Genomic DNA, 15,598 nt, shown 5'->3' on the forward strand with positions numbered 1-15,598 from the left:
CGTACAAGTTATGCCTGATGACCATAGCAAGTCGGTACCACCCCTTCCCATCCCGAACAGGACCGTGAAACGACTTTGCGCCGATGATAGTGCTGCAACCAGTGTGAAAGTAGGTTATCGTCAGGCTAGTTATATGCAGAAGCCCGCTCAGTTGATACTGAGCGGGCTTTTTGCTTTTGGGCACAAGAAAAACATATTTGAATCGGAAAAATCGAAACCTGACAAGCTGGTGTTCCAATAGTTGTAGAAAAAGAAAAAGCCGCTAGCATCGTTGGCTGACCCGAATGGTTAGCCACTTTGCCAGCCAACGGCTTTATTCACCTACAAGGAGCAGCATGTATTGCACTCGTGTTTTTCCTGCATTAGCCAGGATGGTGATCGCTACCACGGTCCTGGGTTCCACCCTCGCCGCGTGCGGCCATCATGCCAGCGACGATCCGCCGTCCATCCCAACGCCACCACCCCGGTTCAGCGCCGAAGTCACCCGGACGACGCATGGCGTGGTGCACGTCAAAGCCGCGGACTTCCGCAGCCTCGGCTATGGCCTCGCCTACGCATATGCGCAGGACAACGTGTGCATGTTTGCCGATTCCTTGCTGACGGTACGCGGCGAGCGATCGCAATTCTTCGGCGGCGACGCCCATGCGACGGCCCGCAAGGATGACGAATACGGTGCCGCCAGCGGCTTCATGGATCTCAAGAACGAGGACAGCGACTTCTTCTTCAAGGGCTATCTCGACGTCGACCAACTGCGCGCCGGCTATGCCGCCGGAGCGCAGGAACCGCGCGATCTGCTGGAAGGCTATGTCGCCGGCTACAACCGCTACCTGAAGGACAACACCGGCAACTATCCGGCGGCGTGCAACAACGCGAAATGGGTGAAACCGGTGACGGTCGACGACATGTATCTCGTCCTGGCCGAGAAAGCACTGCACGCGTCGGGCGAAGTGTTCGCGAAGGAAGTCGTGGCCGGGGCGCGTGATGGGAACGCAACGGTGGCGTTGCGCAGGCCGCGGCGCAAGCTCGATCCCGCCTTCCTCCTCGCGCGGCTGGATCAAGTGGTGCACCAGGGCTTCGGCAGCAACGCGCTGGCCGTCGGCAAGGATTTGTCGGCCAGCGGACATGGGCTCCTGCTCGGCAATCCACACTTCCCCTGGACGAGTACCGACCGTTTTTACCAGGCGCACCTGACCGTGCCCGGCCGCTACGATGTGATGGGCGCCGTGCTGGGCGGCATGCCGGCCGTCGTCATCGGATTCAACAAGGATGTCGCGTGGTCGCACACCGTCACGGCAGCCACGCATTTCACGACGTTCAAACTCGCCCTCGATGCGGGCGATGCCACGGGCACGACGTATCTCGTGGACGGTGAACGGTCGAAGATGACGTCGAAGACCGTGTCGGTCGACATCCTCATGCCGGACGGTACGACGACGAAGCACAGCAAGACGTTTTACTTCAGCAAGCAGGGCGCGGTGATCGTCAAGCCGGAAGCGGGACTGGCGTGGACCAGCACCACGGCATACGTCCTTGCCGACCCGAACCGCGGCAATACACGCATGCTCGAACAGTGGCTGGGGATCGGCACCGCGACGAGCGTCCAGGCCCTCAAATCGTCGCTGGACACGGTCGTCGGCCTGCCGTGGGTGAACACCATCGCGGCCGACCGCGCCGGCAACGCGCTGTATGCGGATGCGAGCGTCGTCCCGCACGTCACGACGGACAAGTTCGCCGGCAACTGCCTGCTCATGGCCGCCCTCGTGCTGTTCGACGGTTCGCGCAGCGCCTGCGCGTGGGGCCAGGACGCCAACGCGCCGCCCGGCATCTTCTCGCCAGTGAATGCGCCGTCGATGCTGCGCACGGATTATGTGGCGAACTCGAACGACAGCTACTGGCTGACCAATGCCCGTTCCCTGCTCACGGGTCCGGCGCCGTTGGGATATTCTCCGCTGTACGGCAAGACGGGCGTCGAGCAGCGCCTGCGGACGCGCATCGGCTTCATCCAGTTCGAGGAACTGGCGCAGCAAGGCCACACATTCCAGCTGGCCGATCTGCAGACGCTCGTGTTCGCCAACCGCATCTATGCCGCCGAGCTCGTGCTGCCGGACCTGCTGCCGGCCTGCCCGACCGACGACGCGACGCTGGCCCAGGCCTGCACCGTCCTCGCGGCGTGGGATCGGCACGCGAACATCGACAGCCGCGGCGCCGTGCTGTTCCGTGAATTCTGGAATGCGGCGTCGCAGATTCCGAATAAATGGAAAGTGCCGCTCGATCCAGCCGACCCGGTGCATACGCCCAACGGCGTCGCGACCGCTGCGCTGCCGGCCATGTTCGCGGCGCTGAAGAATGCGGCGCTGCGGCTGCAGTCGCTGAACATCCCGCTCGACGGCAAGCTGGGCGATTACCAGGGCGAAACGCGCAACGGCGTGCGGACCCCGCTGCACGGCGGCGTGGGCGATCTCGACGGGTCCTACAATTCGCTGCGGATGAGCACGGGCCTGACGGCCACCGGCTACAACAACGTCTACTGGGGTACGAGTTATGTGCAGGCCGTGACGTTCGACGATGCCGGTCCGGTCGCGAATGCGCTGCTCGTGTATGGCCAGTCGACGGATCCCAAGTCGCCGTATTACGCGGATCAGCTCGGGCCGTATTCGCGCAAGGCGTGGCCGGCGCTGCCCTTCAGCGACGCCAGCATCAAGGCCGATCCGAACCGCACGACCGTGACGTTGACCGAGTAATGGGTCAGGCTTGCGACAGCGGCGCCGGATCCTGGGCCACCGCGGTGGCCGCCTTGCTCCGGGTGATGCTTTCGCCGTCGCCGCGGCGCAGGCGGGCGAAGACGATGGACGACAGCATCGTCATCAGGGCCAGTGCGATGAACGCGTGGTGCAGCGCCCGGGTGACCATCACCTGGTCCGTCTGCGGCACGCGGCCCAGGAACCACGCCGTCACGAGCGAGCCGGCGGCGAGGCCGAAGCTCATCGACAATTGCTGGAACGACGAGGCGATCGTGCTGGCCATGCTCGAATCCTTGGGATCGACGTCGGCATAGGCCAGCGTGTTCATGCTCGAGAATTGCAGCGAGTTGAAGAAGCCCTGCAGCAGGCCGATGCCGGCGATCGCGTACCAGGGCGTGTTCGCGCCCACCAGCGCGAACAGGCCGATCGTCAGGCCGATACAGATCGTGTTGAACACGAGCACCCGGCGGTAGCCGAAGCGCGCCAGCACTTTGGGGGCGATCAGCTTCATGCCCATCGCAGCGGCGGCCGTCGGCATCATCAGCAGACCGGATTGCCACGGCGCCAGTTTCAGCCCCAGCTGGTACAGCAGCGGCAGCAAAAACGGCAGGCCGCCGATGCCCAGGCGCGTGATGAAGCCGCCCAGCACCGAGATGCGGAACGTGCGCACCTTCAGCAAGGTCAGCCGCAGCAGCGGGAACTGCGACTCGCTCGCGTGCCAGGCGTACGCGGCCAGCAGCGCGACGGACAGCGCCAGCATCAGGCCGGCCGTCATGGGGTCGAGCGTGTGCTCGCCGAAGATTTCCAGCAGCCACGACAGGATCGCCGTGCCCGAGCTGAACAGGATCAGCCCGATCACGTCCAGCGGGCGCGGCTCCGCGCCGTGGTAGTCCGGCATGTGGCGCCAGACGAGGAACAGCGCGAGCAGGCCGACCGGCACGTTGACGAAGAAAATGGCGCGCCACGACGTCCAGTGCACGATCAGGCCGCCGACCGTCGGCCCCAGCAGGGGCCCGATCAGCGCCGGCAGGATCACGAAGTTCATCGCGCCCAGCAGCTCGTTCTTGGGAAACGTGCGGATGATCGATAAACGTCCCACCGGCATCATCATCGCCCCGCCCAGCCCTTGCAGCAGGCGGGCCGCCACCATCATCGGCGCGTTCAGCGACAGCCCGCACAGCACCGACGCCACCGTGAAGATCGCGATCGCCGTGAAGAACACGCGGCGCGTGCCGAAACGGTCGGCCATCCAGCCGCTCACCGGGATGCCCACGGCCAGACTGAGGATATAGCTGGTGACGACGGATTTGAGGCTGAGCGGCGTGACGTGCAGGCTGGCCGCGATGCTGGGCACCGCGGTGTTGACGATGGTGGCGTCGAGCTGCTCCATGAACAGGGCAGTCGCCACCAGCCAGGGGAGGTAGCGCTTGATGGTGTCGGTATCGGTCATCGGGAGTCGATTGTCACATAAAACCCGCAACCCCGAACCGGGGTCAGAGCCCGATTTTTGGAAATTGCCCAAAATCGGGCTCTGACCCCGGTTTGATTAATAGTGGTAGGCGGCCTTCAGCAGCAGCAGGTTGACGCCGCCGTTCGGGTGCTTGATGCCGCCGTTCGAGTAGTGTTGCAGGCGCGCGCCCAGTTCCCATTTGTTGGCGAACACATAGCCGACGCCCACGTGGTCGGCGAATTCGAAGGCGGTCGACAGCTGGCGGTGCGTGTTGCGGTACACGCTGGAGAACAGCGCGGCGCCGATGCCGGCGTCGGCGTAGAGGCCGAGCTTGTTGTCGGCTTCCCAGCGGAACACCGGCGTGATGCCGACGACGGCCAGGTCCTTCTTGTCGCCCTTCACGTCCAGCCACTGGTTGGCGCGCCAGTACGCGACGTTCGCGTCCCAGTAGCCGGACAGGTGGTAGCCGCTGGTCGGGAGCCAGTTCCTGTTCCAGTCCTTCTGGACCGCGAGGCGGACGACCTGCACGTGTTCGCCGCCGCCGGCTTCCACCGATGACGAATCGAACATGCCGTCGGCGGCATGGCTCGCCTGCATGGCCAACAACGCGGCGACGGCCGCCAGGGAACGGATGATTTTTTTCATGGACAAACGCCTTTGCGATAAAAGTGGAGCCGTGCGAGCACAAGGTCACGGCAAGACCGCTATTGTAGCGAGGTCGATGAAGGGGCGTAGGCAGCCTGTCAATTGTTACAATATGGTCAATGAATACTCGTGAGGATGGAATGACGTTACCGACAGTGGCATTTCTCGGCATCGGCTTGATGGGCAAGCCGATGGCGACCCGGCTGGCCCGGGCCGGCTATCCCCTGCGCGTGTGGAACCGCACGGCCGCCAAGGCCGAGGCCCTGCGCGCGACGGGCGCCGCGCCGCATGCCGACCTGCACGACGCCGTGCGCGGCGCCGACATCGTGATCTCGATCCTGGAAGCGGGCCCGATCGTCGGCCAGGTCATCGACGGCGCCCTGCCGGCGCTCGCCAAGGGCACGCTGTGGATCGACATGAGTTCCACGCGCCAGGACGAAGCGCTGACGTTCGCCGCGCGTTTGCAGCAGGTCGGCTGCCGCTTCGTCGATGCGCCCGTGTCGGGCGGCGTGGGCGGCGCGGAGGCGGGCCAGCTCGCGATCATGGCCGGCGCCGACGCCGCCGATTACGCGCAGGCCGAACCCGTGCTGCGCGTGCTGGGCAATCCGAAAGCCGTCGGCCCCGTCGGCAGCGGCCAGGTGGCCAAGTTGTGCAATCAATTGATCGTTGGCGCCACGATCAATGTCGTGGCCGAAGCGCTGCTGCTGGCGGAAGCGGCCGGTGCCGATCCGGCCGCCGTGCGCGACGCGATCCGTGGCGGCTTTGCCGGCAGCCGCGTGCTGGAAGTCCACGGCCAGCGCATGCTGGAGCGCAATTTCATGCCGGGCGGCCAGGTCAAGACGCAACTGAAGGACCAGCGCAATATCCTGGCGGCAGCAAGCGCGGCCGGCGTCACCTTGCCCGTGACGGCACTCGTGACGCGGCAGTACGAGACCATCGAAGGGGATATCCCGTCCGCCGACCACGCGGCCGGCCTCATCGCCCTGGAGCGGATGAATCCCGGCAAGCGCCTCGGCACGGCCGAGGACCAGCTGCCGTAAGCCTCAGGCCCGCTTCAGCGGCAGGCTCATCTCGACCAGTCTCGCCCAGAAGCTGGCCCCGACCGCCAGCAGCTGGTCGTTGAAGTCGTAGCTGCCGTTGTGCAGCTGGCACGGTCCGAGGCCGTGGCCACCCAGGCGGTGATCGCCGTCGCCATTGCCGATGAAGACATAGCAGCCGGGCTTTTCCTGCAGCATGAACGCGAAGTCCTCGGCGCCCATCGTGGGTTCGACGTTCGTGTCGACGTTGTCCGCGCCCACCACCGCGCGCATGGCTTCCACGGCGAACGCCGTCTGCTCCGGGTGGTTGATGAGAGGCGGGTAATTGCGCTTGAACGAGAAATCGACGGTGGCGCCGAAGCCCGACGCGAGGCCCGCCGCGATCTCGTGCATGCGCCGTTCGATCAGGTCCAGTACGTCGGTGGCGAACGTGCGCACGGTGCCGATCATGACGGCTTCGTCGGGGATGACGTTCGTGGCGCTGCCGGCGTGGATCTGCGTGATCGACAGCACGGCCGTGTCCAGCGGGTTCTTTTCGCGCGAGATGATGGTCTGCCAACCTTGCGCGATCTGCACCGCGACCATCACCGGATCGATGCCGCGGTGCGGTTGCGCGGCGTGCCCGCCCTTGCCCTTCACGACGACGCGGAACTCGTTACTGGATGCCATCATCGGCCCGGCGACGACGCCGAAGCTGCCCGTCTTGATGCCGGGCCAGTTGTGCATTCCGTACACCGCTTCCATCGGAAAGCGCTCGAACAGGCCGTCGTCCATCATGCGGCGCGCGCCCGCGCCACCTTCTTCGGCGGGCTGGAAGATCAGGTAGACGGTGCCGTCGAAGTTGCGGTTCTGCGACAGATAGTGGGCTGCGCCCAACAGCATCGTTGTGTGGCCGTCATGACCGCAAGCATGCATCTTGCCGGCATGGCGCGACGCGTGCTCAAATGTGTTGAGTTCCTGCATCGGCAGCGCATCCATGTCGGCACGCAGGCCGATGGCGCGGTCCGAGGTGCCGTTCCTGATGATGCCGACGACGCCCGTCACGCCCAGGCCGCGCACCACGGGGATGCCCCATTCGGCCAGGCGCTGCGCGACCACGTCGGCCGTGCGTTGTTCTTCGTAGCAGAGTTCGGGATGGGCGTGGATGTCGCGCCGGATCGTTTCGAGCTCGGACTGGTAAGCGAGGATAGGTTCGACTAGTCTCATTCGTTTCTCTCCTTTTGAACTATTGTAGCCCTTCCACCATGTGCAATGCCAGGGTCCCCACGGCTGCCGCCGGAATCGTTTAAAGTACTGGTTTATCGACGCTTTTCTGGATGAATCCGATGACCAAGACCATCGTCCGCGGCGCCTGCCCGCATGACTGCCCCGATACCTGCGCGCTCCTCGTGACCGTGGAGGACGGCGTGGCCACGGAGGTCAAGGGCGATCCGGATCATCCGACGACGGCCGGCGTGTTGTGCACGAAGGTCTCGCGCTACATCGAACGCACGTACCACCCCGACCGCCTGCTGTACCCGATGCGCCGCGTCGGCAAGAAGGGAGAGGGCAAGTTCGAACGGATCACGTGGGAACAGGCGCTCGACGAGATTGCGAATCGCCTGCAACCCATCGCCGCGCGCGACCCGCAGGCGATCCTGCCGTACAGCTATTGCGGCACGATGGGCCTGGTGCAGGGCGAGGCGATGGCCATGCGCTTCTTCAACACGCTCGGTGCCTCCTTTCTCGACCGCACCGTGTGCGCGAATGCCGGCGCCACCGGCTATAAATACACCATCGGCGGTTCGATCGGCACGGATACCGAACAGTTCCAGGATGCGAAGCTGGTCTTGATCTGGGGCGGCAACCCGATCGCGTCGAACCTGCACCTGTGGACGCGGTTGCAGGAAGCGAAGCGCCGCGGCGCCAAGTTGATCGCCATCGATCCCTATCGCTCCCTCACGGCAGAAAAATGCCACCAGCACATCGCGCTGATGCCGGGCACGGACGCCGCGCTGGCGCTGGGCATGATGCACGTGCTGGTGAAGGACAACCTGCTCGACCACGACTACATCGAGAAATACACGTTCGGCTTCGCGCAATTGAAGGACCGCGTGGCCGAATGGACGCCGGAACGCACGGCACAAACCTGCGGCATCACGGTCGAGGAAGTCGTCGACCTCGCCCGCGAATACGGCCGCACGGCGCGCGCGGGCGAGCCGGTCGCGATCCGCATGAACTATGGCCTGCAGCGCGTGCACGGCGGCGGCATGGCCGTGCGCACCATCGCCTGCCTGCCGGCCCTCGTGGGCGCGTGGCGCCAGGCGGCCGGCGGCGTGCAGCTGTCGACGTCGGGCACGTTCCCGGCCAATAAAGTTGTCCTGCAACGTCCGGACCTGTTGCGCGGCAAGCTTCCGCGCACGATCAACATGAACACGATCGGCGCCGACCTGCAACGCGACGCGTCGCCCGCGTTCGGGCCGAAGATCGAAGCCGTCATCGTCTACAACTCGAATCCCCTCGCGATCGCGCCGGATTCGGCGCAGGTGCAGCGCGGCTTCGAGCGCGAGGATCTGTTCACCGTGGTGCTGGAACACTTCCAGACCGACACCGCCGACTACGCGGACATCCTGCTGCCGGCCACCACGCAGCTGGAACACGTCGACGCGCACCTCGCCTATGGTCACTTGTACATGATGGCGAATAACGCAGCGATCGCGCCGCTGGGCGAATCCAGGCCCAACACGGAAATCTTCCGCCTGCTCGCGAAACGCATGGGCTTCACGGATGCGGCCTTCGACGAGACGGACGACGAACTGGCGGCCAAGGCGTTCGACGTGAACAACGAGCGCGCGGTCCATTTCGACTGGTCGTCCCTGAAACGCACCGGCTGGCAAAAGCTGAACGTACCGGCCGCGCCGTTCGCGCAAGGCGGTTTCCCCACGCCGTCCGGCAAGTGCGAGTTTTATTCGAGCTCGATGCTCGCCGACGGCCTCGATCCGTTGCCGACTTATATCCCGAACTACGAGTCGGTCGCCTCCACGCCCGAACTGGCGCAGAAATATCCGTTGGCGATGATTTCTCCGCCGGCCAGGAACTTCCTCAACTCTACCTTTGTCAATGTTCAGAGCCTCCGCGCAACGGAAGGTGAGCCGCACCTGGACATCCATCCCGCCGACGCCGCTACCCGCGGCATCGAAGACGGCGCGATGGTACGCATCTTCAACGACCGGGGCGCGTTCGTCGCGCGCGCCCGGGTCACCGCCAGAGCGCGGGCCGGCCTCGTGGTCGGCCTGTCGATCTGGTGGAAGAAGCTCGCCAGCGACGGCAAGAACGCCAATGAAGTCACCAGTCAGCGCCTGACCGACATGGGCCGGGCGCCCACCTTTTACGACACGCTGGTGCAGGTTGAAAAGGCCGCACCATGATCTGGAAATATGAAACTTACACGGATTACCCCGTGGCTCCGCACCGTGCTGTTCGCAGGCACGGCGGCGGGGCTGCTGGCCAGCTGTTCCACGCTGAACTACTACTCCCAGGCGGCCCAGGGCCAGCTTGAACTCCTGTCGGACGCCCGTCCGATCGATGACTGGATCGCCGACCCCGGCACCAGTACCAAACTGCGCCATCGTCTCGAGACGGCGCGCCAGATCCGCCGCTTCGCAGTTGCCGAAATGGCTTTACCCGACAACAACAGCTACAAAAACTACGCCGCGCTGAAGCGGCAATACGTGTTGTGGAACGTCGTCGCCACGCCCGAGCTGTCGCTGCGGCCCCTGCAATGGTGCTTCCCCGTGGCCGGCTGCGTGAACTACCGCGGCTACTACAGCAAGGCCGCGGCCCAGGCGTATGCGCAGGAACTGCGCGACGCCGGCGACGACGTCGAGGTCGGCGGCGTGGCCGCGTATTCGACGCTCGGCTGGTTCAGCGATCCGCTGATCTCCACGTTCATCAACTACCCGGACGGCGAACTGGCGCGCATGGTCTTCCACGAGCTGGCGCACCAGATCGTGTACGCGCAGGGCGATTCGCAATTCAACGAATCGTTCGCCTCGACGGTGGAAGAGGTCGGCGTCGAGCGCTGGATGGAACGCTTCGGCAACCCGCAGATGCGCGACGCCTATGCGCGCTACCGGAGCCGCAAGAAGGATTTCCTCGCGTTGCTGATGAAGTACCGCAAGGCGCTCGAGCAGAATTACGCCGTCGTCGACCGCAGCGATGCCGAAAAGCGCGCCGTCAAGGTGCGCCTGTTCCAGGAGCTCAAGGACGAATACCAGGTCCTCAAGGGCAACTGGGGCGGCTACGCGGGGTATGATCGCTTCTTCGACCAGCCGCTGTCGAACGCGCACCTGGCGTCGATCGCGACCTACGAAGACTTCGTGCCGGCGTTCCGCGCCCTGTTGCAGCGCGAAGGCAGCTTTCCGAAGTTTTACGGGGCCGTCAAGCGCCTGGCCGACATGGACAGCGCCGACCGCCACCGGGTCCTGAATGCGATGGTGCCGCCGCTCGTGACCGCGCCGTTGATGGTACAGCGCAGCGAAACGCCGCCATTGGCTCGATAGAGTCGTTGTTCGAATTACGCAAAAGTGCTTGCGTCCGGACGCGCTGCCCGATAGCATCTTGCTTATCAATATCAGCACGACCGTGCGATTTTTTTTTGGGTCGTGCCGTCAAATAGAACAAAAGACACCAATCGGTCACCGCAAGCGGCGTCCGATTGGTAAGATCTTGCCGGGCTCGGAACGATAACGACACTGGAGACAGAGGCACCGATGGACAAGATTTGGCTCAAGGCTTATCCGCCCGGCGTGCCGGCGGACATCGATCCCGACCAGTACGGCTCGTTGGTGCAACTGCTGGAGGAATCGTTCCGCAAGTATGCGGCGAACAACGCGTTCGTCTGCATGGACAAGTTCCTCACCTACGGGGAACTGGACAACATGTCGAAGCGCCTGGCCGCCTGGCTGCAGAGCCGCGGGATGAAGCCGGGCGCGCGCGTGGCCGTCATGATGCCGAACGTGCTGCAGTACCCGGTGGCGCTGGCCGCCATCCTGCGCGCGGGCTATGCCGTCGTCAACGTCAATCCGCTGTACACGCCGCGCGAACTGGAGCACCAGCTCAAGGATTCGGGCAGCGAAGCCATCATCGTGCTCGAGAACTTCGCGCACACGGTCGAGCAGGTCCTGCCCAGGACCGCGGTGCGCCACGTCGTCGTGGCCAGCCTGGGCGAACTGCTGGGCGGCGCCAAGGGCATGCTCGTCAACTTCGTCGTCCGCAACGTCAAGAAGATGGTGCCGGACTTTACGATCCCGCACATGGTGCGCTTCAAGGACGCGCTGGCGCAGGGCGCGAAGATGCCGTTCCAGCCGGCGCAGCTGAAGAATACCGACGTCGCCTTCCTGCAGTACACGGGCGGCACGACGGGCGTGTCGAAGGGCGCGACGCTCACGCACCGCAACGTCATCGCCAACATCCTGCAGACGGAGGCGTGGTCGAAGCCGGCGATGAGCCGGCCGCCGCTCGTCGAATTCCCCACCATCGTGTGCGCGCTGCCGCTGTACCACATCTTCGCGCTGACGGCGTGCGCGCTGTGGGGCATGCGCGTGGGCGCGCTGAACATCCTGATCCCGAACCCGCGCGACATCGCGGGTTTCATCAAGGAGCTCAAGAAGTACCGCATCAACATGCTGCCGGCCGTGAACACGCTGTACAACGCGCTGGTCAACCATCCGGATTTCAAGGACGTCGACTTCAGCGGCCTGAAAGTGTCCAACGGCGGCGGCATGGCCGTGCAGCAGGCCGTCAACGACAAGTGGAAGGCGCTCACGGGCACCAACATCATCGAGGGCTACGGCCTGTCGGAGACGGCGCCGGTGGCCACGTGCAACCGCTGCGACATCCCCGGCTTCACGGGCACGATCGGCCTGCCGGTGCCGTCGACGGACATCGCGATCGTCGACGACGACGGCAAGCCGCTGCCGGTGGGCAGCGTGGGCGAGATCGCGATCCGCGGCCCGCAGGTGATGGCGGGCTACTGGAATCGCCCGGACGAGACGGCGAAGGTCATGACGGCGGACGGCTTCTTCAAGTCGGGCGACGTCGGCATCATGGACGAAGACGGGTACGTGAAGATCGTCGACCGCAAGAAGGACATGATCCTCGTGTCGGGCTTCAACGTGTATCCGAACGAACTGGAAGCGGTGATCGCGGCGCATCCGGGCGTGCTGGAATGCGCGGTGGTCGGCGTGCCGGACGAGCACTCCGGCGAAGCGGTGAAGGTGTTCGTCGTGCGCAAGGACGCGAACCTGACGGCCGAGCAGCTGATGGACTACTGCAGGCGCGAGCTCACCGGCTACAAGAAACCGAAATACATCGAATTCCGCGACGAACTGCCGAAGACGAACGTGGGCAAGATCCTGCGCCGCGCGCTGCGCGAGGAAAAGCAGGCGGCGTAAAAGACTGGAACGCATCGACCGTCGTTCCCACGCAGGCGGGAACCCAATTTTTACGCATTGCGATAGCGCGAGCAGAAATTGGGGGAATCGTGCCGGGGGCACCATTCCGCCTGCGCGGGGGGGACGAAAGCCGCCGCCGGGCGGTTTTTTTGCGCACACAATTTGAATTGAACGAAAAAAAAGCGAGGCAATGACATGGACAAATTCTGGCTGAAGTCGTACGAGGCGGGCATACCCGCGGACATCGACTGGACGCAGTACCGCTCCCTCACGCACCTGCTGGAGGATTCCTTCCGCAAGTACGCCAACCGCGACGCGTTTGCCTGCATGGGCAAGTCCATGACGTTCGCGGAGCTGGACAAGCTGTCCGGCGCGATGGCCGCGTGGCTGCAGCAGAAGGGACTGGCGCCGGGCGCGCGCGTGGCGATCATGCTGCCGAACGTGCTGCAGTATCCGGTGGCGATGGCCGCCGTCCTGCGCGCCGGCTACACCATCGTCAACGTCAATCCGCTGTACACGGCGCGCGAGCTGCAGCACCAGTTGAAGGACTCCGGCGCCGAAGCCATCGTCGTGCTGGAAAACTTCGCGCACACCGTCGCCGACGTCGTACCGAATACCAACGTAAAACACGTCATCGTGGCCAGCATGGGCGACCTGCTGGGGTTGAAGGGCCTGCTCGTCAACTTCGTCGTCCGCACCGTGAAAAAAATGGTGCCGGCGTGGTCGCTGCCGTCGGCCGTACCGTTCAAGCGCATGCTGGCCGAAGGCGCGCGCCTGGTGCGCAAGCCGGTCGAGTGCGGACATGACGACATCGCCTTCCTGCAGTACACCGGCGGCACGACCGGCGTGTCGAAGGGCGCGATCCTGAAGCACAGGAACGTGATCGCCAACGTGCTGCAGAACGAAGCCTGGTTCGCCCCGACGCTGGCGAAGATCCCGGCCGGCGCGACGCCGCAATTCGTGTGCGCGCTGCCGCTGTACCACATCTATGCGCTGACCGTGTGCGCCCTGATGGGCCTGCGCGCGGGCGGCACCAACATCCTGATCCCGAACCCGCGCGACATCGGTGGCTTCATCAAGGAGCTCAAGCGCTACCGCGTCAACGTCTTCCCGGCCGTGAACACGCTGTACAACGGCCTGTTGAACCATCCGGACTTCGCCGGCCTGGACTTCTCCGGCCTGCTCGTCTGCCCGGGCGGCGGCATGGCCGTGCAGAAGGTCGTGGCCGACAAGTGGCTCGCGGTGACGGGCGCGCCGATCGTCGAGGGCTACGGCCTGTCCGAGACGTCGCCGGTGGTCGCCGCCAACCGCTGCGACATCAAGGAATTCACGGGCACCATCGGCTATGCGCTGCCGTCGACGGAATTGCGCATCATCGACGAAGCCGACAACGACGTCCCGTTCGGCACGGCCGGCGAGATCGCCGTGCGCGGCCCGCAGGTGATGGCCGGCTACTGGCAGCGCCCGGACGAGACGGCGAAGGTCATGACGGCGGACGGCTTCTTCAAGACGGGCGACATCGGCGTGATGAACGAGACCGGCGCCGTCAAGATCGTCGACCGCAAGAAGGACATGATCCTCGTCTCGGGCTTCAACGTGTACCCGAACGAAGTCGAGGACGTCGTCGCCGCGCACCCGGGCGTGCTGGAAGTGGCGTGCGTGGGCGTGCCGGACCAGCATTCCGGCGAGGCCGTCAAGCTGTACGTCGTCAAGAAGGACAAGGGACTCACCAAGGACGAGCTGCTGGTGTATTGCAAGGAGCAGCTGACCGGTTATAAACGGCCGAAGTACGTCGAGTTCCGCGACAGCCTGCCCAAGACGAACGTCGGCAAGATCCTGCGGCGCGAGCTGCGGGATGAGAAGCAGCCGGCGTAACCGGGACACGCGGCCGCAAAACGTACACGCGGCCGCAAACCGTACACGTGGCGTAAAACCATCCACGCGACCGTAAGTAAAACCGTCGCCCCCGCGCAGGCGGGGGCCCAAGTTTTATGCGTTTCGACTGCGCTCGCAAAATTGGGCCCCGCCTGCGCGCACTGCTGTCCGGAATAAAATTCTTGACAGTTTCATCAGATGAGGCTCAGCTGGAGCTCTGCCATTTCTTGCTGAAGTCGCCGTCGTTGTCGATAGCGGGAAGCTTCGATCTCGGGGCGCTGAAACAAGGTGGCGCGTATCAGCACGAGACAGTCCCAGAGACTGATCTTGAGCGAGTGCCGCTGCTTGTAGAGCGCCACGAGCAAATAGCTGATCAACGCTGTAAGCACTTGGATGCGCACTGCGTTTTCGCTCCGCCCGAGGAATTTTTTGATTTTCAGGTGCTGCTTGATCCACTTGAAAAACAGTTCGATTCCCCAGCGCTCCTTGTAACGCTGGGCGATCTCGAACGCGGCGCTGTCCAGATCGTTGGTGGCCAGGACAAGCGGCGTGTCCTTTTCCGGGCGAGCGATCGTGATACGCCGTAGCGATGCCAGATATGGGTTGTCTCGTCCTCCGGGGCGCTTATGTTTGAGCTGGACGATTTCATCATTGAGCACGATCCCGGCGGCTTCGGCGGGAATGCTTCTTTCTTCGATTATCCGTAGGCCGGCATTGCGTTTGAACCGGGTAACGAACTGCGCCCCAGCCTGACTGATGGCGTTCCACCAGGCGTAGTCGCAGTAGCCTTTGTCGAAGACGTAAAGGGCGCCCCGAACCAGCGGTACGCTCCAGGCTTTCTCTACGTCGTTGACGTTGGCCGCGCTGAACGAAATCCAGTCTGGCGTCCGGGTCTGGGCATCAAGCAGGACATGGACCTTGATACCCTGGGTATTACGGGTACGGCTCTCTTGTGTCCAGCGCTCGAATTCCCGTCCCTTGAGCGTCAACGACGTCGAGTCGAGCAGATACATCAATTCAGCACTATCGCTGCGCAACTGACGCGACACCTGTCCCATCAGCCAATTGGCGACGTCACTGAACACGGTATCGGAGCGCCTGGCGTTCGCATCGGCCAGCGTCGTACGTTTGATCATCCCGGCGCCCAAATGGTAATGGTGAGAGCGGTGATGATTAAAGCCCGTCTCCAGCGCCCGCAAGCCCGGGGCTTCACTGAGCTGGCCGTACATCATCGCGATCAGGTGTTGCCAGTGCCCGAACTTCTTCGAGTACTTGTCGGCCTTGTGTCTTTTTACCAGCTGATCAAACTTCGAGCGGGGCAGGCCCTTTAATAATTCTTGAAAGGTAGCTATGCTGAACATGTTGCGGGGTTTTGGTTTTTTGAGTTTGGCGACTCGGGTATACGCCCGTAAACCA

Annotated in this window: 10 protein-coding genes and 1 rRNA gene; 7 read left to right on the plus strand and 4 right to left on the minus strand. The window is 64.0% G+C overall.

The genetic code is table 11. The annotated features are described in order from the left end of the window. Nucleotides 1-13: 13 nt before the first annotated feature. Together rrf and U9J41_RS28735 are read left to right on the plus strand one after the other, a co-directional pair. Nucleotides 14-126 (plus strand): 5S ribosomal RNA (gene rrf, locus U9J41_RS28730). A 245-nt stretch (nt 127-371) separates the two neighbouring features. Then, entirely contained in the window at nt 372-2,741 is a 2,370-nt protein-coding gene (locus tag U9J41_RS28735) for a penicillin acylase family protein (protein ID WP_322405601.1), read from the plus strand. A gap of 4 nt (nt 2,742-2,745) precedes the next feature. On the opposite strand, the gene U9J41_RS28740 is transcribed toward U9J41_RS28735, so the two are convergent. After that, complete coding sequence (locus tag U9J41_RS28740; protein ID WP_322405602.1) at nt 2,746-4,191, minus strand: DHA2 family efflux MFS transporter permease subunit; 1,446 nt, start codon at nt 4,189-4,191, stop codon at nt 2,746-2,748. Nucleotides 4,192-4,287: 96 nt separating this feature from the next. Further along, nucleotides 4,288-4,836, minus strand: a complete 549-nt coding sequence (locus U9J41_RS28745; protein ID WP_322405603.1) for an acyloxyacyl hydrolase — start codon at nt 4,834-4,836, stop codon at nt 4,288-4,290. A gap of 140 nt (nt 4,837-4,976) precedes the next feature. Here U9J41_RS28745 and U9J41_RS28750 point away from each other — a divergent pair, with 140 nt between their 5' ends. Continuing rightward, the gene (locus U9J41_RS28750; RefSeq protein ID WP_322405604.1) at nt 4,977-5,876 is read left to right on the plus strand and encodes an NAD(P)-dependent oxidoreductase; all 900 of its coding nucleotides are present in this window, start codon (nt 4,977-4,979) and stop codon (nt 5,874-5,876) included. Between the two features lie 3 nt (nt 5,877-5,879). On the opposite strand, the gene U9J41_RS28755 is transcribed toward U9J41_RS28750, so the two are convergent. Next, nucleotides 5,880-7,079 carry a M20 aminoacylase family protein gene (locus U9J41_RS28755; protein WP_322405605.1) on the minus strand — a complete coding sequence of 400 codons (1,200 nt, stop codon included), beginning with the start codon at nt 7,077-7,079 and terminating at the stop codon, nt 5,880-5,882. Between the two features lie 119 nt (nt 7,080-7,198). Here U9J41_RS28755 and U9J41_RS28760 point away from each other — a divergent pair, with 119 nt between their 5' ends. The 4 genes from U9J41_RS28760 (at nt 7,199) to U9J41_RS28775 (ending at nt 14,182) form a co-directional block, all read left to right on the plus strand. Then, on the plus strand, nt 7,199-9,280 hold the full coding sequence (locus tag U9J41_RS28760; protein ID WP_322405606.1) for a molybdopterin-containing oxidoreductase family protein: 2,082 nt from the start codon (nt 7,199-7,201) through the stop codon (nt 9,278-9,280). A gap of 9 nt (nt 9,281-9,289) precedes the next feature. Next, complete coding sequence (locus U9J41_RS28765) at nt 9,290-10,414, plus strand: aminopeptidase (protein WP_322405607.1); 1,125 nt, start codon at nt 9,290-9,292, stop codon at nt 10,412-10,414. A 210-nt stretch (nt 10,415-10,624) separates the two neighbouring features. Beyond that, complete coding sequence (locus U9J41_RS28770) at nt 10,625-12,307, plus strand: long-chain-fatty-acid--CoA ligase (RefSeq protein ID WP_322405608.1); 1,683 nt, start codon at nt 10,625-10,627, stop codon at nt 12,305-12,307. A 195-nt stretch (nt 12,308-12,502) separates the two neighbouring features. After that, the gene (locus tag U9J41_RS28775; RefSeq protein WP_322405610.1) at nt 12,503-14,182 is read left to right on the plus strand and encodes a long-chain-fatty-acid--CoA ligase; all 1,680 of its coding nucleotides are present in this window, start codon (nt 12,503-12,505) and stop codon (nt 14,180-14,182) included. A 194-nt stretch (nt 14,183-14,376) separates the two neighbouring features. Here the strand turns inward: U9J41_RS28775 and U9J41_RS28780 are convergent. Next, on the minus strand, nt 14,377-15,598 hold a 1,222-nt coding region (locus U9J41_RS28780), incomplete at its 5' end, for an IS4 family transposase (protein ID WP_322405422.1).

Origin of the sequence: Massilia luteola, from assembly GCF_034420155.1 — a bacterium.
GTDB lineage: Bacteria > Pseudomonadota > Gammaproteobacteria > Burkholderiales > Burkholderiaceae_D > Telluria > Telluria luteola.